This window comes from Salinivibrio sp. SS2 (assembly GCF_001722075.1).
Lineage (GTDB): Bacteria > Pseudomonadota > Gammaproteobacteria > Enterobacterales > Vibrionaceae > Salinivibrio > Salinivibrio proteolyticus.
Window position 1 is genome coordinate 66,114 of record NZ_MEBP01000098.1, and the last position, 17,587, is coordinate 83,700.

Sequence of the window (17,587 nt, forward strand, 5' to 3'; positions counted from 1 at the left end):
ACCTACTTGTTCACTTACTGAGCTTAGTATCAGATAAGCAGGCTCGCCAGATCCAGCCAGACAGCCTTGGGGATGTAACCAGTGCGGCTTACTGCCGCACTGGTCGATTCGATCAGAAAAAACCCAGTGGATTGATGTCGTAACTGACCAGCAAGTTCTTGGTTTGCTGATAGTGGCCAAGCATCATTTTATGGGTCTCTCGTCCGATACCGGACTTTTTGTAGCCTCCAAACGCGGCATGCGCCGGATAAAGGTGATAGCAATTGGTCCAGACACGACCCGCTTGGATCGCTCTCCCCATCCGATACGCACGGTTCATATCGCGGGTCCACAACCCTGCGCCTAGCCCGTATTCGGTGTGGTTGGCAATCGCTAAAGCTTCCGCCTCATCTTTAAAGGTGGTCACTCCAATCACGGGGCCAAAGATCTCCTCTTGGAACACCCGCATATTGTTGTGCCCTTTTAATAGCGTCGGCTGCACGTAATAGCCGCCGCCCAAGTCTTGGTGGCTGCCACCAATTAATACCTGCGCGCCCTCTTCTTGACCCACTTTCAAGTAGCTCATGATCTTATCAAACTGTTCATCAGACGCTTGCGCCCCCACTTGGGTCTCGGTGTCGAGTGGATTGCCTTGTTTGATCTTGCCTGCGCGCTCAATCACGCGGGCAATAAAATCCTCATAGATACTTTCTTGGATCAGTGCGCGTGACGGACAGGTACACACTTCGCCTTGGTTGAAAAAGCCCAGCAACAAGCCTTCTACCGCCTTATCGATATAGGCATCCTCTTGCTGCATCACGTCTTCAAAATAAATGTTGGGCGATTTGCCCCCCAGCTCTACGGTGGAAGGAATGAGGTTTTCTGCTGCGCAGCGCAGAATATGATGCCCCACAGGGGTAGAACCGGTGAATGCCAGTTTGGCAATCCGTGGCGATGTAGCAAGCGCTTGTCCAGCTTCGGCGCCATAACCATTGACGACGTTCACCACACCAGCGGGCAGAAGGTCGCCAATTAACTCCATCAATAGCAAAATGGTGGTCGGGGTTTGCTCAGCCGGTTTTAGCACCACGCAGTTCCCTGCCGCCAGCGCGGGGGCTAGCTTCCACGATGCCATCAGCAACGGAAAGTTCCACGGTATGATTTGTCCTACCACGCCTAGTGGCTCATAAATGTGGTACGCAACCGTACCTGCATCCAACTCTGCCGCGGTGCCCTCTTGGGCACGAATACAACCGGCAAAGTAACGGAAATGATCCGCACAAAGGGGAATATCGGCGGCCAAGGTTTCGCGCACGGCTTTGCCGTTTTCCCACGTTTCTGCCACCGCCAGCATTTCCAGATTCGCTTCAATGCGATCAGCAATTTTTAACAAGATATTGGCGCGATCGGTTACCGAGGTTTGCCCCCACGCTGTTTTTGCTTGGTGGGCAGCATCCAGCGCAAGGTCGATGTCTTCTGCGCTTGAACGCGGCACTTCAGCCACCGTTTCACCGGTACACGGCGATGTGTTGGCAAAATACTGCCCCTTCACGGGTGGCACCCATTCACCACCAATATAGTTATCGTAACGCGGTTTAAACTGCACTACAGCGCCTTCGGTGCCGGGCTTTGCGTAAATCATAGCGATTCCTTATTCCATGTCAGAGTGGATGGCGGAGCAATCACTGCTATCTCCTTGCCGAGTCACACAGGCAGCATGCCAACGTTTTTCCGCACTGGGTATTGGCCGAAAGTCGAAGTGAGAGCCATCCCACAATCGCTATGCGCTTGATTTTAAGTATAAAAAAACCGCGCCTAAGCGCGGTTTCAATGTCCGGATAACGCAACCATCCATTAAAAGTCGAGTTCTGCACCGACAAAGAAGCCCGTCAGATCCAGTTTGCCGTCGTTGTTATCAAAGTAATCAAAGTCATGCTCGATCATTCGATAGCCACCACGTACGTTAAGATCAGCAGCAACAAGGCCCAACTGATACTGAACGCCGGCTTCGGCATCCAAGGTGCTGGTGCCATCAAACTCACCTTTGCTCACGGTCGCAAATACGAATAGTGGTGTGCCCACTAACCCGAGACGCGCATCGGCATACACATTAGGTTGCCACTCATCAAAGCTTTGGCCACCAAATTTGCCCGATTGGAAACGCTGCATATTGATGCCCGCGTCAACCGAGACAAGATCGTTGTCTAGCAGCTCGTAATACGCCACAAAGTCAATTTGATCAAAACTGACGTCAGGGTTATCCACGCTAACTGAGGTATGGCGGATCTTCGCATTGGGGATCAGTGGTAAAGGATGTTCAATCGCGGCGTAATACGATCCAGAGGTACTCGCATCATCGGCTTCAACATTGTTGACATCCGCATCCATGAACCAGGCATCCGCCCCTACTTTACCGCCCGCAAGGGTCGCAGCCTGAGAAGGCATGGCCATCAACGCGGTTAGCGCTGCGGCGGCAAGCGTCATTGAAGTCGTTTTCATGAAACTCTCCACATTGTCGATAAAAAAGTGTCGTCACGCGGAGGCGGCAAAGCCATGCCTTGTCGCCGGTAGATATGAATGATAGCAAGCTTTATGCCCGGATGGCGCTATTCGCATGTTTACCTGCTGGTTTCTCGTGCAGCAGGCCACATTTTTTCACCGAAAAGGCTTAGCGACGACGATAACGCGCCCAACGACGTTCACGAACAATCACTTCTGGCTCGCCTTTGCGTTGGCGACGGTTACGCTTGAGCAACCAGACAATCGCGGCGATCACCAACAACCAAGGCAACAGTTTAAGCAAGGTGCCAATCATGCCCGCGACCATCATGACCGCGAAGCCAGCCAACATAGCCAGCACCATTCCCATGATGCTCACACCCGTCATAAATAACACAGCCGCAAAGCCAATGAGGAATAGAATTTCGATCATTACGATCTCCTTGTCTTGATAGCGAGACAGACTTTGCAGGTTTCAGGCCAGTTTGTCACTTGGTTTTTTATCCATTTATTCAATGAGTTGCTCAGCATGCTCCGTGCCTTACCACGCATTTCGTCAAATTTATCACTAATAAGTAGTTATTTTGGCCACGTTTTACGCGTCCAACCAATCGTCAGGAATATGACTCATGGCGGTAGTCAGTACCTCAATACCGGCTCCCGGTTTATGCGCATTCTCACTGATATAACGGCGCCACTGGCGCGCGCCCGGCATGTTTTGGAATAACCCTAACATGTGGCGGCTAATGTGATTAAGCTGCGCACCTTGGCGTAATTGTTGCTCGATATAGGGGAACATGCCTTCAACCACTTGGCGGCGACTCACACGTGCCTGCGCGCTGCCAAACAAACGCTGATCGACATCCGCCAATAAGAAAGGATTTTGATACGCCTCACGACCGACCATCACTCCGTCCAGATGCGCAAGGTGCTGCTCGGCTTCTTCAAGGGTTTTCACGCCACCATTAATAGCCATGACCAGATGTGGAAAGTCTTTTTTAAGCTGATACACACGCGGGTAATCCAGCGGTGGAATTTCACGATTTTCTTTGGGGCTCAGGCCTTTCAGCCACGCTTTACGCGCATGAATCGTGAACATATCACAGCCGCCTTTTTCACTGACGATGCCCACAAAGTCGGTCAAAAATTCGTAGCTATCTTGCTCATCTATACCAATGCGAGTTTTCACCGTGATGGGCACATCAGTCACTTCACGCATCGCAGACACACACTGCGCCACCAGCTCAGGTTCAGCCATTAGGCACGCACCAAACCGCCCGTTTTGCACCCGATCCGACGGGCAACCAACGTTGAGGTTAATTTCATCATAGCCACGCTCGGCCGCCAGCTTGGCGCACGTTGCCAAATCCACCGGATCCGAGCCCCCCAGCTGCAACGCCACCGGATGCTCCTGCTCGTTGTAAGCAAGATAGTCCGCTTTACCATGAATGATCGCGCCCGTGGTCACCATCTCGGTAAACAACAAAGTGTGTTCTGATAGTAAGCGATGAAAATAACGGCAGTGACGATCCGTCCAATCCAACATGGGCGCAACAGAGAAACGCTGCATCACCGTTTTTGGCGTCACATCAGGGCTGGCGGCGGTTTTGCTGGGGTTAGTCATGGTCTCGAATCTCTGCAAATTACGTTGAACGACAGTCATTTTCGACAGGCGGACGCGGATTATACACATTGCATCGGCAAGATTTAAGCAGAACAGGTATGTGGCCGGTTACAGGAAGGAAGAGAGCAGACTCATTAACACTTATTTTTGACTATAAAGCACTTTATTGCCAGCGTTAAAATTTTTAGTATCAAGGGCCTAAGCATAGAATTGCTTTTTCTAACAAATAAAAAAGGAGCACATAGGCTCCTTTTAGTATCTACTAAGCGGCTTTGCTATCGACTACCAACCGTCGCTCGACAGATGTCAGCAAGGCCTCAAACTTGTCGAGATAAGCATTCGCTTCGTTTATGAGCTTTTGCATAACGAGCTCATCATACTGTTTCTCCATGTCTTTATCCTCAGTTGGGTTGTATTGCTTCTAAATAAATGTAATCTTTTCCAGCCTATCAGCAGCATCAGTCAAAGCATCTTGGTCATGCTGAGCGATTGCAATAGCCATTTCTTTCATAGTTAAAGCGGCTTGCTTTGCATTAAGTGAAATTCTTTCCTCATTCCACCCACCAACATCAGCAATTGTTTCCATAGTCTTTGCCATCATATCGGCATACTTTGCTAAATCTTCAAAAGTAGGATCATCATGGCAGCTAAGCTGCTGAACTGTAAATAGTTTTGACTGATCAAGAAATTTTTTTGCCACTTGAAAAAGGCGTTGATAAAACTCGAGAAGTTGTTCTTCCATGATACATTTCCCTTTATTATCTTGGGCCACGTATCCTACATACAATTTTCTAAAGCTACAATAATTTTAGCACAAATTTTGATCGATTTTTGCCTTTGGTATTTCGAAAAAGGTCTCTCTATAGTCTTTGTACTCTAGCCTAGAAACTCGAGTAGTAACAAGTACACGATGCAAGATGACGAGCAAATGAAATGGCGAGAGAGCCTGTTGCTCGCTCTCTCGCGACAAGACTTATTCGATGGTGAATTTGCCTTTCATCACAGTCCAGTGGCCTGGGAAAGAGCAGAAATAGGTTAAGTCTTTGCCTTTCAGTCCTTCGGTTGAGAAGGTAATCGTGGTGCTTTCGCCGCCGCCAATCAATTTAGTATGCGCCAAGATGCGATCATCGCCTTGTGGCAGGTAATCGTTATTTGGGCCGGCACCCGCGCCTTTCATGGCAATGTCTTGCAGGTTAGACGTTTCTGACAGCACCCAGTTGTGGCCCATCGAGGTCACAGGCATGGAGCCTTGGTGCTCTAGGGTTAGCGTCACTTCACTGCAGCTTGCTGGCACGGATAGCGATGTTTGATCGTAGGCCATTTTATCACCGGTGGTGACAGTTAACTCACACTCGTTGGCAGCCGCTTGCGTAGAAACAGACGCGAACGCCAGTGCGGCGAGGGCTAACAGTTTTTTCATCGGTACATACTCCTATTATGGATGTAAAGGTATGTTTTTTATGCTTGTGGCACGGTGTCATCATACGGACTCACTACAAGAAAACAGTTAGCCGATTCAAAGATCAGCAGATTGTTAACTGTTTTTATTTTGCTCAATACTGTGAGAGGCCTGATCGCGATCAAGCGATACACGTAAAGGTGTTTACAGGTGTGTGATAACGCATAGGATTAAAGACAGACAGGGTGCGCTGACCAGTGGCTATGATAAGATAACAAACTGACTGTCAGCACTTTGAGGCGCTATGACCAATACCACTGGGTTACTGCACCGCGCACAGCAGCTTTGTGAGCAGCGAGGAGTAAGGCTTACTCCACAACGTACGCGCGTTTACGAAATTATTGCCAACTACTCACGCGCCATCAGTGCCTATGAGTTGCTTGATGTGTTGCGCGAAACAGAACCACAAGCCAAACCCCCAACTGTCTATCGTGCGCTAGACTTTCTATTAGCGCAGGGGTTTGTACACAAAGTGGAGTCAACCAACAGCTACATCGCTTGTTGCCATTTGGGGCACCAAGGACACTGCTCGCAACTGTTGATTTGCGATCAATGCGGTACGGTCGAAGAGTGCCACACCGAGGAGCTGTCGGATGCATTGCGTGAAAAGGCGCAGCAAGTGGGCTTTCACGTACAACACCATGTGATTGAAACGCATGGCACATGTGCACAGTGCTTGGCTCAATAACATTGAATTGATTAGGACGGACATTCTTTATGGAAGCACAATTCGTCAACCCATTCCTGACCTCGCTGATTAACGTGCTGCAAACCATGGCACAGTTAGATATTCAGCCTGAGAAGCCTCACCTAAAGAAATCCGAGATCGCTAAAGGGGATGTTTCTGGGTTAATCGGTATGGTTGGCCCACAAACCAAAGGGTCGTTCTCAGTGACCTTTGATGAAGATATGGCGCTGGAGATCATGTTTCGCATGCTCGGTGAGCGCGCAGACTCGATCAACGAGGAAGTCACTGACATGGTGGGTGAAATCACCAATATGGTGACCGGGGGTGCCAAGCGTATTCTGTCAGAAAAAGGCTTTGAGTTTGAGATGGCAACCCCAGTGGTGGTGTCTGGTAAAGGTCATACCATCAATCACAAAAGCGATGGGCCTGTGATTATTATGCCGTTTAAATCGCCTCACGGTACTGCCTTCATTGAAATCTGCTTTGATCACTAAGACAGCACGGCTCGATACACAAACGCCGCGCAATTGCGCGGCGTTTTTTTCGTTTCACCGGTTAAGCGATTACGCTTGGCGCCATTGCTTAAAGGTGTTGATCAAGCCATTGGTCGAGCTGTCATGGCTGTCGATTTCGTTATTATCGCTCAGCTCTGGCAGGATGTTGTTTGCAAGCTGTTTACCTAGCTCAACGCCCCACTGATCAAAGCTGTAGATATTCCAAATCACACCCTGAGTGAAGATTTTGTGCTCGTACATCGCAATCAACGCGCCCAAAGTATATGGCGTGATTTGATTGACCAGAATCGAGTTCGTCGGGCGGTTGCCCTCAAACACTTTAAACGGTGCGATCGCAGCAACTTCATCGGCTGATTTACCCGCTTTTGCTAGCTCGGCTTCCACTTGCTCTCGATCTTTACCAAATGCCAATGCTTCAGTCTGAGCGAAGAAGTTAGCCATCAATTTAGCGTGATGATCGCCAATCGCGTTATGACTATGCACTGGGGCAATAAAGTCACACGGGATTAATTTGGTGCCTTGGTGGATCAGCTGATAGAACGCATGCTGACCATTGGTACCCGGCTCACCCCAAATGATTGGGCCGGTTTGATAGTCAACCGGATTACCGTTGCGGTCCACATACTTACCGTTTGATTCCATATTGCCTTGTTGGAAATAGGCAGCAAAACGGTGCATGTATTGATCGTAAGGTAAAATGGCTTCTGATTCTGCGCCGTGGAAGTTGTTGTACCAAATACCAATCAGTGCCAACAGCACCGGCATGTTCTGCGCCATCGGTGCGGTTTTGAAGTGGTTATCCATTTGATGCGCACCGTCAAGCAGTGCAACAAAGTTGTCGTAACCTACGCCCAAACAGATAGAAAGACCAATCGCCGACCACAATGAGTAACGACCACCCACCCAGTCCCAGAATTCGAACATGTTGGCCGTATCAATACCAAACTCAGACACCGCCTTTGCGTTAGTAGAAAGCGCGGCAAAGTGCTTCGCCACTTGGCTTTCATCCCCTGCTGCGTTCATAAACCAATCACGCGCTGTATGGGCGTTGGTCATGGTTTCTTGGGTGGTGAAGGTTTTTGATGCCACCAAGAACAAGGTGGTTTCTGGATTTAGCTCTTTTAACGTTTCGGCGATATGCGTGCCATCCACGTTAGAGACAAAGTGCAGGTTCAAATGGTTTTTGTACGCGGCGAGCGCTTCGGTCACCATATAAGGACCAAGATCTGAGCCACCGATACCAATGTTAACCACATCTGTAATCGCTTTGCCGGTATAGCCTTTCCATTCACCGCTGATCACACGCTCGGAAAACGACTGCATTTGCGCCAGTACCGCGTTCACTTTTGGCATCACATCTTCGCCATCCACCATGATGGGTGAATTGCTGCGGTTACGCAGTGCTGTATGGAGCACGGCACGATCTTCGGTGCGGTTGATCTTCTCACCGTCAAACATCGCGCTGATCGCGTCCGCCACACCGGTTTCATCCGCCAGTGCCAGCAACTTGGTCAGTGTTTCTTCACTGATCAGGTTTTTGGAATAATCCAACAGAATGCTGTCTTCGAATTGGGTCGAGAAATGGGCGAATCGCTGTGGGTTGTCGGCAAAAAGATCCGCCAGTGTGTAGTCCTGTGCTTCTTCAAAGTGGGCGGTCAGTGATTGCCACGCCACGGTTTGAGTGGGATTAGTTGTCTTTAGCATCATGGTCATCCAAATCGCGTTGTGAATGCCGCTGTTAGCGTAACAGCCGGCAAGGATCCTGTATTTTCTCAGCGTCACCACGCTGTTCGCGGTGGCAATTGGAGTAATATTACATAATCACAGCCAGATTCTCACATGCAATTGCTGTGAGAGGGTTGCGATTAATCATAGAATAGTTGGATAAGCCTTGAGCTTTTCGCTCACGACGAGGATCACAACAAGGACTGCTTATGTGGTATCAAACCGAAATTCAATTGCGCCCACGCCCGCGGGGCTTTCACCTGATTACCGACGACATTGTCTCGGCACTGCCTATCCTCGATGAGATTGATATCGGGATGGTACAGGTGTTTATCAAGCATACGTCGGCGAGTTTGACCTTGAATGAAAATGCGGACCCCACGGTGCGCCAAGATATGGAAGCGCACTTTAACCACTCAGTGCCAGAACGCGCGCCCTATTATCAGCATACCTATGAAGGCGATGATGACATGCCGGCGCACCTTAAAGCATCATTGCTAGGCGCAAGCGTCACGGTTCCCATCAGCCAAGGTCGACTTAATCTCGGTACATGGCAAGGGATTTATCTGGGTGAGCATCGCGATCATGGCGGTACACGCACCTTGGTGGTCACTGTGCAAGGTGCGCCCCGTACCGCTTAACATGAAAAGCTACACCGCGGCGTCATCGGCCGCGTTCAAGGGAAGATATTGACGAGGCACGCGACCAGTGACTTGGCACACTAATTCATAGCCAATGGTATCGACCAAGCGGGCAATGCGCTCGACGGGAAGCTCAGGCCCCCACAGTACCGCTTCGTCACCCACTTTATCGGTCGCATCTGGGCCCAGATCAACGGTGATCATATCCATCGATACGCGCCCAGCCAGGGGCACTTCGCGGCCATTTAGCCAAACAGGGGTGCCGTCAGGTGCAGAGCGTGGATAGCCATCGCCATAACCGATCGCAATCACGCCAATCAAGGTATCGCGCGAACTGCGCCAACGCGCGCCATAGCCTACCGGCTCGCCCGCTTTCAGTTCGCGAACCGCCATCACCCGGGAAGTCAATCGCATTGCCGGTTTTAGGCCCAGCTGTTCGCCGGTGAGTTCAATTCGCGACGAAATGCCATATAGACAAATGCCGGGACGCACCCAGTCAAAATGACTTTGCGGCCAAAACAAGGTCCCTGAGGAGGCTGCCAGCGACCGCTCTCCGCTTAGCCCTTCCGTCACCTGTATGAAGGTGTCTATCTGTGCTTGCGTAATCGGATTATCCAGTTCGTCCGCACAGCCAAAGTGACTGAGAAAGCCAATGTCAGCGGCCACATTGTCACAAGCATTAAGAGCGGCGAGTGCTTCCGGCACTTGCTCAGGCTGGAAACCTAAGCGGTGCATGCCTGAGTCAACTTTTAACCACACGGGTAACGGCTCACTTAATGAGGCTTGGGTCAGCATCGCTACTTGCTCTTTACAATGCACGGTTGCCGTCAATTGATGAGTGACTAATAACGGCAGTTCATCCGCTTCATAAAATCCTTCCAGCAAGACGATGGGCAATTGGATCCCGGCACGACGTAACGTCAATGCTTCTTCAACCCGTGCCACACCGAAGGCATCGCTAAACGGGGCCAAGGTGGTGGCAACAGACGCGAGCCCATGCCCGTAACCATCGGACTTCACCACCGTCATCACTTTACTGTGAGGCGCTTTACGGCGCATCACTTGGATGTTGTGCACCATCGCCTCGGGATCAATCAAGGCACGAGCTGCATTGGTCATGGTAGACAGATCACTCATCATCAAACGCGGGTCCTGCATAGTTATCAAATCGCGAATACTGCCCTTGGAAGGTGAGACGCACACTACCAATCGGACCGTTACGCTGTTTACCAATCAGGATTTCCGCAATCCCTTTCATCGCACTTTCTGGGTTGTAGACTTCGTCTCGGTAAATAAACATGATCAAGTCGGCATCCTGCTCAATGGCGCCCGATTCACGTAAGTCCGAGTTAACTGGGCGCTTATCCGCCCGTTGCTCCAACGAGCGGTTCAGCTGCGATAGCGCCACTACAGGCACGTTCAGCTCTTTCGCGAGCGCTTTGAGCGAGCGAGAAATTTCGGCGATTTCAAGAGTTCGGTTTTCTTGTAAACCCGGTACACGCATCAATTGCAGGTAGTCGACCATGATCATGCTCAGACCGCCATGTTCACGTGCAACGCGACGGGCTCGCGAGCGCACATCGGTCGGTGTCAGACCGGAGCTGTCATCGATGTACATGTTCTTTTTCTGCATCAAGATCCCCATCGATGAGGAGATGCGCGCCCAGTCTTCATCATCAAGCTGACCGGTCCGGATCTTAGTTTGGTCGACGCGCGAGAGCGAGGCCAGCATACGCATCATCAGCTGTTCAGCCGGCATCTCGAGCGAGAAGATCAACACGGGTTTTTCTTGATCCATCGCCGCGTTTTCACACAAGTTCATCGCAAAGGTGGTTTTACCCATCGATGGACGTGCTGCGACAATGATTAAATCAGACGGCTGTAGGCCGGCAGTTTTTTTGTTCAGGTCAGTAAAGCCTGTCGATACGCCCGTGACACCATCTTGTGGTGACTTAAAGAGCTCTTCAATGCGCTCCAGTGTTTTGCTCAGCACCGAGTCAATATGCTGCGGCCCTTCGTTTTCACTGGTTCGAGATTCGGCAATCGCAAACACCTTGCTCTCGGCCATATCGAGCAGATCTTCCGAGCTACGCCCTTGCGTGTCATAGCCCGCATCGGCGATTTCATTGGCCACCCCAATCAGATTACGTACCATGGCACGCTCTCGCACAATATCGGCGTAAGCAATAATGTTGGCCGCACTTGGGGTGTTTTTCGCCAACTCCGCCAAGTAAGCAAAACCGCCCACATCGTCGAGCGTACCCGCTTTTTCAAGGTGCTCAGAGAGGGTGATCAAATCTAGTGGCTTGCCTTCATCGAGCAAGGTCTTGGTCGCATCGAAAATTAATCGATGGGGGCGACTGTAAAAGTCATGGCTGACGACTTTTTCCGCAACCGCATCCCAGCGCTCGTTATCCAACATCAAGCCACCCAGCACGGACTGCTCGGCTTCAATGGAATGTGGCGGCACTTTGAGGTTAGCGACTTGTTGATCTTTTGCGGGTTTACGATTGTCTGCCATAACGAACTCACCTATTACTGATGGGCGCCATTATACCCGCTGTCCTAGCGAGACGCTGCCCTGTCAGCCATTTTTTTCCAAACGCTGAATAATCACCGCGGATTTTAACCCAAATTTGACCGCTTCAATGCTGACGATCCCTATCATAGCGCGCCTGAGACAGTGTGAGGGTAAAGCCATGAAATCTGTTTATACGCCGCTTTGGATCTCACTATGTGTCGCGTGTATCAGTCCTGCCTATGCAACCGAGCAAGACGACACGCCAAGGTCACCTTGGTCATCCGATATTTCCATCGGTTATCAACGTCTGGGCGGCAATGCCGATTCACAAACGATCAACAGTGAGTTAAACGGCCAATACCAAGTCGAACAATACAGTTATCAAGCCAGCGTCAGTCTGCTGCAAGTTGAAAAAGATGGCGAAGAGGACAAACGCAAAACGGAGTTCGAATCCCAAGCCAATATGAAGCTTAGCGCGCAAAGCTATGCGCTGCTGAACGCCACGTACGTCGCTGACCGTTATGGCCCTTACTTTGACGACTTTATGCTCGCAACCGGTCTTGGCTACCAATGGATAGAGCGTGACGCATTAAGTGTCAGCACAGAGATAGGTCCCGGTTTTCGTTACCAACGTCCAAATTTGGACGAAATTGATGACGATGATCTGATCATGCCCTACTCGGTCAGTGAGCCTGTCGTCCGCGCTCAAGCCAAATGGCAGTGGCGTTTTTTAGATAATGCCAATATCGAGGGACGCACACAGGTGGTGTCTGGAGAAAGCAATACCAGTGTGGAAGGCGTGTTGTCGCTAGCTACCACCATTACCGAAAAGCTCTCGATTAAGCTGACGGGAAAACAAAACTACATGAGTGAAGTGCCGCCGGGGCTGAAGCACCAAGACAGTGTGTTCACGGTCGGATTACGGTATCAGTGGCTTTAGCGATTATCTGTTCACAAGCATAAAAAAAGCCAGCCTTATCGGCTGGCTTTTTCACAAACATTGTCTTGGCAATTACGCGGCAACAACGTTCACTTTTACGGTTGCGAACACGTCAGAGTGCAGTTGCACGCTGATTTCGTACTCACCAGTGTTGCGCAGCGCGCCTTCTGGTAGACGAACTTCGCTCTTCGCGATTTCAACGCCTGCTGCAGTTACAGCGTCAGCGATGTCACGAGTACCGATAGAACCGAACAGCTTGCCTTCGTCGCCCGCTTTAGATGCGATCTCAACCGCTTCTAGCGCTTCAACTTTCTCAGCACGCGCTTGAGCAGCAGCCAGTTGCTCAGCAACTTTTGCTTCTAGCTCAGCACGACGTGCTTCGAAGTGTTCGATGTTTGATTTGGTTGCCATAACAGCCTTACCTTGTGGGATAAGGAAGTTACGCGCGTAACCAGACTTAACAGTTACCTGATCACCTAGGCCACCCAGGTTACCGATTTTATCAAGTAGAATAACTTGCATTCTTCAATCCTCTCTAACGTGGACAGTTCCGATTACTGATGCTTGTCAGTGTACGGCAGCAGGGCCAGGTAACGAGCGCGCTTGATAGCACGAGCCAGTTGACGCTGGTACTTAGCACGAGTACCAGTGATACGGCTAGGTACAATCTTACCAGATTCGGTAATGTAGTTTTTTAGAGTCGCTACATCTTTGTAGTCGATCTCTTGTACGCCTTCTGCAGTGAAACGGCAGAATTTACGACGACGGAAGAAACGTGCCATGGGCTTATCTCCTGATCTAAATGTCTATAATGTGGTCGGCATGCAATACCAATTTTCCCTCGCCTTGTCGGCTGGTCTGGTAAGCGAGAAAACCGCTTACCTTGATATGGCTGCCTAAAGCTAAATCGTGAGTCTGTTGTGTTGACCCTTGCCCGCTTACCACCACCGGCAGACGACAATACACCTGACGGGGAAGGTTCGCTTCGAGTTGCGTGGAACGATGCTCTAACACAAAGTGGCAGTGCGGGATCCCTGCAGGGCTCTGGCGGTGGACCGGAGCTTTACTGATAACACCAGCAAGTTCCAATCGATTGGTCATCACAGCAATTACTCAGCAGCGCTCTCGCCTTCAGCTTTCGCTTCTGGTTTCGCTTCTGCACGCTCTTCGCGCTCAGGGCGATCTTCACGCTTAGCAGTACGCTCTTCTTTAGCCTTCATCATGACAGATGGCTCAGTGATAGCGTCTTTGGTACGCATGATCATGTTACGGATCACAGCGTCGTTGAAGCGGAACGTGCTTTCTAGCTCGTCAATCACAGATTGCTCAGCTTCTACGTTCATCAGAACATAGTGTGCTTTGTGCAGTTTGTTGATTGGGTAAGCCAGTTGACGACGGCCCCAGTCTTCTAGACGGTGGATTTGACCACCCGCATCTTTGATAGACGCAGTGTAACGCTCGATCATGCCAGCAACTTGCTCGCTCTGATCAGGGTGCACCATGAATACGATTTCGTAATGACGCATTGAGTTGCTCCTTACGGATTAATCAGCTTCCACAATTGGCCCGGTCGTCCAGCGGAAGCAAGGAACGAAAAATAAAAGACCGAGAATCAGGCGCGAGATAGTACAGAATTGCAGCGCCATTAGCAAACAGATTTTCTCTTCATCGGCTCACCTTGCTGTCACCCTGTCACAACCAAACCAAAACGCCTCGCAACCTGTTCGATTATGGTCATTTCCATTCGTGTTCACTCGCACGACACAACCACTTAATTTGCGAAAAACAACAACTTACTGATAACAATTGGTGTGATATTGCGCCAAAAAACATGACGCATAGCAAAAAAATCAGGAAATCAACCCTGCAAATTGTCAAGTTTGTTTAAGTTTCAACCAACATCACGCTATTGATGTACTTCTTTTTTACCAATAATTAATTTCTGAACCCGCGCTCAAATTATTGCACTTCCGCCTCCATTTCTTGGCATCAATTGCCCAACATAGCGGTTTTATTGCCTATTGTTGATATTTAAGTCACCTATATAGGCAAAAAAGTAAGGAAAAGGACACATCAAACGCTACCTGCATTGATGAAATTCGCTTCAAAAATTTTGGGAGCAAAATATGAAACTGATGACGCCATCACGTGCCGTCGCGCTAGGTTTGGCGGGACTCGCGTTAAGTAGCCCCAGCGTACATGCTGCGGTTGATTGCCAGCCCCTGCCCAATTGGCAAAGTGGCAATACCTACACCCAAGGGGATCAAGTTAAAGCGGACGATACCGCCTATGAGGCAAGGTGGTGGACGCAAGCCGATCCTGCCACCCAATCAGGGGAGTGGAAAGCGTGGAAAATCCTCGGCCAGTGCGCGGGCAGCGTCAACCAAGCCCCTACCGCAACCTTAACCGTCTCCCCGTCTGGACCCGTTAAGGTTGGCGACACACTCACCTTCACCCTCGCCGGAACCGACACGGATGGCACAGTGACCTCATTCGTACTCTCACAAGGCGAGACTGTCTTATATGAAGGTGCAGAAGCGACCAGCATTGACTGGCAAGCCGAACAAACGGGGCGCTTTACGTTTAGTCTCACCGTGACCGACGACAAAGGCGCGACCGATACCCAAACATTGCAACAGGTGGTGGGGGATGACCAAACCGGCGGCGATGAGTATGCCTGTCGCCCTGCTGGTTTATACACCACCCCAGATGTCGACGTGCCGTATTGCTCGGTGTATGACGAAAACGGTCTTGAAGACATGGGCGCCGATCACCCTCGCCGTGTCATTGGCTATTTCACCAGCTGGCGAAACGGTGCCAACGGCCAGCCAGCTTATTTAGTCAGCGATATTCCTTGGGACAAGATCACCCACATTAACTACGCCTTTGCCCATGTTAACGCGGACAACCAATTGTCTATCGGCGATCCCAATGCCCCCGATAACCCAGCGACCCAGATGACCTGGCCAGGCGTGGCCGGCGCAGAGATGGATCCAACCCTGCCGTACAAAGGCCACTTTAACTTACTCAACAAGTATAAAAAGCAGCACCCCGACGTGAAAACGCTGATCTCCGTGGGTGGCTGGGCCGAAACCGGGGGCTACTTCGGTGAAAACGGCGAGCGCATCGACAGTGGCGGCTTCTATACCATGACTACCAATGCCGATGGCAGCGTCAACCAAGCTGGCATTAAAGCTTTCACCGACAGTGCCGTCGCCTTCTTACGCCAGTATGGCTTTGATGGTCTAGACATTGATTATGAATACCCATCGTCAATGAAAGACTCAGGCCACCCTGACGATTTCGAGTACTCCAACCCACGTCGTGCGCACTTGAATAAATCCTATCAAGTATTGATGAAGTCGCTGCGTGAAGCGCTCGATAAAGCCAGTGCACAAGATGGCAAGCACTATATGCTGACCATTGCCGCACCGTCGTCGGGTTACTTATTGCGCGGGATGGAAACCTTCCAAACCACCCAATACTTAGATTACGTCAACATTATGAGCTATGACCTGCACGGGGCATGGAACGATCATGTTGGCCATCAGGCGCCGCTGTACGACACCGGCGAAGACTCGGAGCTTAAACAGTGGAATGTCTACCAAACCCCTGAGTTTGGCGGGATTGGTTATTTAAATACCGACTGGGCTGCGACCTACTTTATGGGCGGTATGTCTCCCGGCCGCATCAATATTGGTATCCCGTATTACACCCGCGGCTTTAAAGACGTGCAAGGTGGCGATAAAGGCCTTTGGGGACGCGCGCCACTGCCAAACCAAAGTGAGTGCCCAGCCGGCACCGGTGTCGGTGAGAAAAACAAATGCGGCAACGGTGCCGTCGGGATAGATAACCTTTGGCATGATGTGGACGAGCTCGGCAATGAAGTGCCTGCTGGCTCTAACCCATTGTGGCATGTGAAAAACCTGCTCGACGGCAAACTCCCGGCCTATGCGGCGGAATACGGACTCGACCCTGAGCAAGACCCCACTGATCGCCTTACTGGTAGTTATCAGCGTTATTACGATGACATCGCCAAAGCGCCATGGGTTTGGAACGAGGAAAAACGCGTATTCCTGTCGATGGAAGACGAAACCTCGATGGCCGAGAAAGTGGACTACGTCGTCAACAAAGGCCTAGGCGGGGTGATGTTCTGGGAGCTGGCGGGGGATTATCGCTATGATGATCAGCGTCAAGCCTATTTTATGGGTGACACCCTGACCTCGCTGGCGTACCAAACCTTTAAGCAATCCGGCAGCGACTACTCGCTACAACGTGGCGACGCCAACTTCCAAGTGCCAAGCGAGCAAGTGGATGTCACGTTTGATGCACTGAACTTCCCAGTGGGCGATGACAACTACCCTATCCGCCCCAAGTTCCGCTTTACCAACCACTCGGATCTGGACTTATCGGGCGCCACCATCAGCTTTGATGTGCCGGTTTCAACCTCGGCCATTTTTAAATCTGACTGGAACGCCCAGAAAAAGCTGCGCATGGAAGTCGTGCGTGATAGCAGCAACGCCAGTGGTAACAACATCGGCGGGTTTGATGCCACGCATCATCGCTTTGCCATCACCTTGATCAACGAATGGGGTGGCATAGAGCAAAGCTTTAAGCCGGGTGAAACCTTGGACGCTCAGGTGATGTACTACATGCCGATCACTAACCCGACCAATATCACCATCGAAAAAGATGGCCAGCGCTATGCGGTAAAGCAGGAATATCCAAGCCTTCCGCCTGCGCTACCCGGTAGCACCGGTCAAAGTGGTGGCGACACTCAGTGTCCCGGCGTCGATATCACGAGCCTGAGTACCTACCCTAACTGGCCCAATGGTGGCAACCATGCCAGCGGTGGCGACCAACTTATCTACCAAGATGCGGTATGGGAAGCCAAATGGTGGACCCAAGCGGCACCCGGTGGTCAAGCTTGGCGCCAAGTCTGCAGCCTCTAATCCATTTCTGATCTTGAATGCGGGGGCTGCGTGCCCCCGTTAAG

The 17,587-nt window shown here is 50.8% G+C and carries 19 protein-coding genes; 5 read left to right on the forward strand and 14 right to left on the reverse strand.

The genetic code is table 11. The annotated features are described in order from the left end of the window. Positions 1 to 112: 112 nt before the first annotated feature. The 7 genes from exaC to azu all read right to left on the reverse strand — a co-directional run bounded on the left by exaC (position 113) and on the right by azu (position 5,522). The gene (exaC, locus tag BGK46_RS12280; RefSeq protein ID WP_069589678.1) at positions 113 to 1,621 is read right to left on the reverse strand and encodes an acetaldehyde dehydrogenase ExaC; all 1,509 of its coding nucleotides are present in this window, start codon (positions 1,619 to 1,621) and stop codon (positions 113 to 115) included. Between the two features lie 212 nt (positions 1,622 to 1,833). Next, complete coding sequence (locus tag BGK46_RS12285; protein ID WP_069589680.1) at positions 1,834 to 2,478, reverse strand: TIGR04219 family outer membrane beta-barrel protein; 645 nt, start codon at positions 2,476 to 2,478, stop codon at positions 1,834 to 1,836. Positions 2,479 to 2,647: 169 nt separating this feature from the next. Beyond that, positions 2,648 to 2,911, reverse strand: a complete 264-nt coding sequence (pspG, locus tag BGK46_RS12290; RefSeq protein WP_069589681.1) for an envelope stress response protein PspG — start codon at positions 2,909 to 2,911, stop codon at positions 2,648 to 2,650. 162 nt (positions 2,912 to 3,073) lie between these two features. Continuing rightward, complete coding sequence (gene dusA, locus BGK46_RS12295; protein WP_069589682.1) at positions 3,074 to 4,102, reverse strand: tRNA dihydrouridine(20/20a) synthase DusA; 1,029 nt, start codon at positions 4,100 to 4,102, stop codon at positions 3,074 to 3,076. 262 nt (positions 4,103 to 4,364) lie between these two features. Beyond that, the gene (locus tag BGK46_RS17950) at positions 4,365 to 4,493 is read right to left on the reverse strand and encodes a hypothetical protein (RefSeq protein WP_256388324.1); all 129 of its coding nucleotides are present in this window, start codon (positions 4,491 to 4,493) and stop codon (positions 4,365 to 4,367) included. 30 nt (positions 4,494 to 4,523) lie between these two features. Then, complete coding sequence (locus BGK46_RS12300; protein ID WP_069589683.1) at positions 4,524 to 4,844, reverse strand: hypothetical protein; 321 nt, start codon at positions 4,842 to 4,844, stop codon at positions 4,524 to 4,526. 231 nt (positions 4,845 to 5,075) lie between these two features. Continuing rightward, positions 5,076 to 5,522, reverse strand: coding sequence for an azurin (gene azu, locus BGK46_RS12305; RefSeq protein ID WP_069589685.1), 447 nt, complete (start codon positions 5,520 to 5,522; stop codon positions 5,076 to 5,078). Between the two features lie 283 nt (positions 5,523 to 5,805). Between azu and zur the strand changes: the two genes are divergently transcribed. Together zur and BGK46_RS12315 are read left to right on the forward strand one after the other, a co-directional pair. Next, on the forward strand, positions 5,806 to 6,249 hold the full coding sequence (gene zur, locus BGK46_RS12310) for a zinc uptake transcriptional repressor Zur (protein WP_069589686.1): 444 nt from the start codon (positions 5,806 to 5,808) through the stop codon (positions 6,247 to 6,249). 29 nt (positions 6,250 to 6,278) lie between these two features. Continuing rightward, on the forward strand, positions 6,279 to 6,743 hold the full coding sequence (locus BGK46_RS12315; protein WP_069589687.1) for a chemotaxis protein CheX: 465 nt from the start codon (positions 6,279 to 6,281) through the stop codon (positions 6,741 to 6,743). Positions 6,744 to 6,812: 69 nt separating this feature from the next. On the opposite strand, the gene pgi is transcribed toward BGK46_RS12315, so the two are convergent. Then, a complete protein-coding gene (gene pgi / locus BGK46_RS12320; protein ID WP_069589742.1) occupies positions 6,813 to 8,468 on the reverse strand; it encodes a glucose-6-phosphate isomerase in 1,656 nt (551 codons plus the stop codon). 230 nt (positions 8,469 to 8,698) lie between these two features. Between pgi and BGK46_RS12325 the strand changes: the two genes are divergently transcribed. Next, on the forward strand, positions 8,699 to 9,130 hold the full coding sequence (locus BGK46_RS12325; protein WP_069589688.1) for a secondary thiamine-phosphate synthase enzyme YjbQ: 432 nt from the start codon (positions 8,699 to 8,701) through the stop codon (positions 9,128 to 9,130). A 9-nt stretch (positions 9,131 to 9,139) separates the two neighbouring features. On the opposite strand, the gene alr is transcribed toward BGK46_RS12325, so the two are convergent. Continuing rightward, a complete protein-coding gene (gene alr, locus BGK46_RS12330; RefSeq protein WP_069589690.1) occupies positions 9,140 to 10,270 on the reverse strand; it encodes an alanine racemase in 1,131 nt (376 codons plus the stop codon). Next, positions 10,260 to 11,651 (reverse strand): replicative DNA helicase, encoded by a 1,392-nt coding sequence (locus BGK46_RS12335; RefSeq protein WP_069589691.1) that lies wholly within the window; start codon positions 11,649 to 11,651, stop codon positions 10,260 to 10,262. Before BGK46_RS12335 ends, alr begins: the two co-directional genes overlap by 11 nt. Positions 11,652 to 11,829: 178 nt before the next feature. Between BGK46_RS12335 and BGK46_RS12340 the strand changes: the two genes are divergently transcribed. Further along, positions 11,830 to 12,591, forward strand: coding sequence for a DUF481 domain-containing protein (locus BGK46_RS12340; RefSeq protein ID WP_069589692.1), 762 nt, complete (start codon positions 11,830 to 11,832; stop codon positions 12,589 to 12,591). Between the two features lie 72 nt (positions 12,592 to 12,663). On the opposite strand, the gene rplI is transcribed toward BGK46_RS12340, so the two are convergent. The 4 genes from rplI to rpsF are packed head-to-tail and all read right to left on the reverse strand — an operon-like array spanning position 12,664 to position 14,117. Beyond that, positions 12,664 to 13,113, reverse strand: coding sequence for a 50S ribosomal protein L9 (gene rplI / locus BGK46_RS12345; protein ID WP_069589694.1), 450 nt, complete (start codon positions 13,111 to 13,113; stop codon positions 12,664 to 12,666). Between the two features lie 32 nt (positions 13,114 to 13,145). Beyond that, a complete protein-coding gene (gene rpsR, locus BGK46_RS12350) occupies positions 13,146 to 13,373 on the reverse strand; it encodes a 30S ribosomal protein S18 (RefSeq protein ID WP_069589695.1) in 228 nt (75 codons plus the stop codon). A gap of 16 nt (positions 13,374 to 13,389) precedes the next feature. After that, entirely contained in the window at positions 13,390 to 13,692 is a 303-nt protein-coding gene (gene priB / locus BGK46_RS12355) for a primosomal replication protein N (RefSeq protein WP_069589696.1), read from the reverse strand. A gap of 8 nt (positions 13,693 to 13,700) precedes the next feature. Then, complete coding sequence (gene rpsF, locus BGK46_RS12360) at positions 13,701 to 14,117, reverse strand: 30S ribosomal protein S6 (protein WP_069589698.1); 417 nt, start codon at positions 14,115 to 14,117, stop codon at positions 13,701 to 13,703. A gap of 600 nt (positions 14,118 to 14,717) precedes the next feature. Here rpsF and BGK46_RS12365 point away from each other — a divergent pair. Continuing rightward, the gene (locus BGK46_RS12365; RefSeq protein ID WP_069589699.1) at positions 14,718 to 17,543 is read left to right on the forward strand and encodes a glycosyl hydrolase family 18 protein; all 2,826 of its coding nucleotides are present in this window, start codon (positions 14,718 to 14,720) and stop codon (positions 17,541 to 17,543) included. The last annotated feature ends 44 nt before the right edge of the window (positions 17,544 to 17,587 follow it).

Bases quoted from the DNA above. Each gene is read 5' to 3' on its own strand.
- exaC (WP_069589678.1), bottom strand. From the start codon at position 1,621: ATGATTTACGCAAAGCCCGGCACCGAAGGCGCTGTAGTGCAGTTTAAA.
- BGK46_RS12285 (WP_069589680.1), bottom strand. From the start codon at position 2,478: ATGAAAACGACTTCAATGACGCTTGCCGCCGCAGCGCTAACCGCGTTG.
- pspG (WP_069589681.1), bottom strand. From the start codon at position 2,911: ATGATCGAAATTCTATTCCTCATTGGCTTTGCGGCTGTGTTATTTATG.
- dusA (WP_069589682.1), bottom strand. From the start codon at position 4,102: ATGACTAACCCCAGCAAAACCGCCGCCAGCCCTGATGTGACGCCAAAA.
- BGK46_RS17950 (WP_256388324.1), bottom strand. From the start codon at position 4,493: ATGGAGAAACAGTATGATGAGCTCGTTATGCAAAAGCTCATAAACGAA.
- BGK46_RS12300 (WP_069589683.1), bottom strand. From the start codon at position 4,844: ATGGAAGAACAACTTCTCGAGTTTTATCAACGCCTTTTTCAAGTGGCA.
- azu (WP_069589685.1), bottom strand. From the start codon at position 5,522: ATGAAAAAACTGTTAGCCCTCGCCGCACTGGCGTTCGCGTCTGTTTCT.
- zur (WP_069589686.1), top strand. From the start codon at position 5,806: ATGACCAATACCACTGGGTTACTGCACCGCGCACAGCAGCTTTGTGAG.
- BGK46_RS12315 (WP_069589687.1), top strand. From the start codon at position 6,279: ATGGAAGCACAATTCGTCAACCCATTCCTGACCTCGCTGATTAACGTG.
- pgi (WP_069589742.1), bottom strand. From the start codon at position 8,468: ATGCTAAAGACAACTAATCCCACTCAAACCGTGGCGTGGCAATCACTG.
- BGK46_RS12325 (WP_069589688.1), top strand. From the start codon at position 8,699: ATGTGGTATCAAACCGAAATTCAATTGCGCCCACGCCCGCGGGGCTTT.
- alr (WP_069589690.1), bottom strand. From the start codon at position 10,270: ATGATGAGTGATCTGTCTACCATGACCAATGCAGCTCGTGCCTTGATT.
- BGK46_RS12335 (WP_069589691.1), bottom strand. From the start codon at position 11,651: ATGGCAGACAATCGTAAACCCGCAAAAGATCAACAAGTCGCTAACCTC.
- BGK46_RS12340 (WP_069589692.1), top strand. From the start codon at position 11,830: ATGAAATCTGTTTATACGCCGCTTTGGATCTCACTATGTGTCGCGTGT.
- rplI (WP_069589694.1), bottom strand. From the start codon at position 13,113: ATGCAAGTTATTCTACTTGATAAAATCGGTAACCTGGGTGGCCTAGGT.
- rpsR (WP_069589695.1), bottom strand. From the start codon at position 13,373: ATGGCACGTTTCTTCCGTCGTCGTAAATTCTGCCGTTTCACTGCAGAA.
- priB (WP_069589696.1), bottom strand. From the start codon at position 13,692: ATGACCAATCGATTGGAACTTGCTGGTGTTATCAGTAAAGCTCCGGTC.
- rpsF (WP_069589698.1), bottom strand. From the start codon at position 14,117: ATGCGTCATTACGAAATCGTATTCATGGTGCACCCTGATCAGAGCGAG.
- BGK46_RS12365 (WP_069589699.1), top strand. From the start codon at position 14,718: ATGAAACTGATGACGCCATCACGTGCCGTCGCGCTAGGTTTGGCGGGA.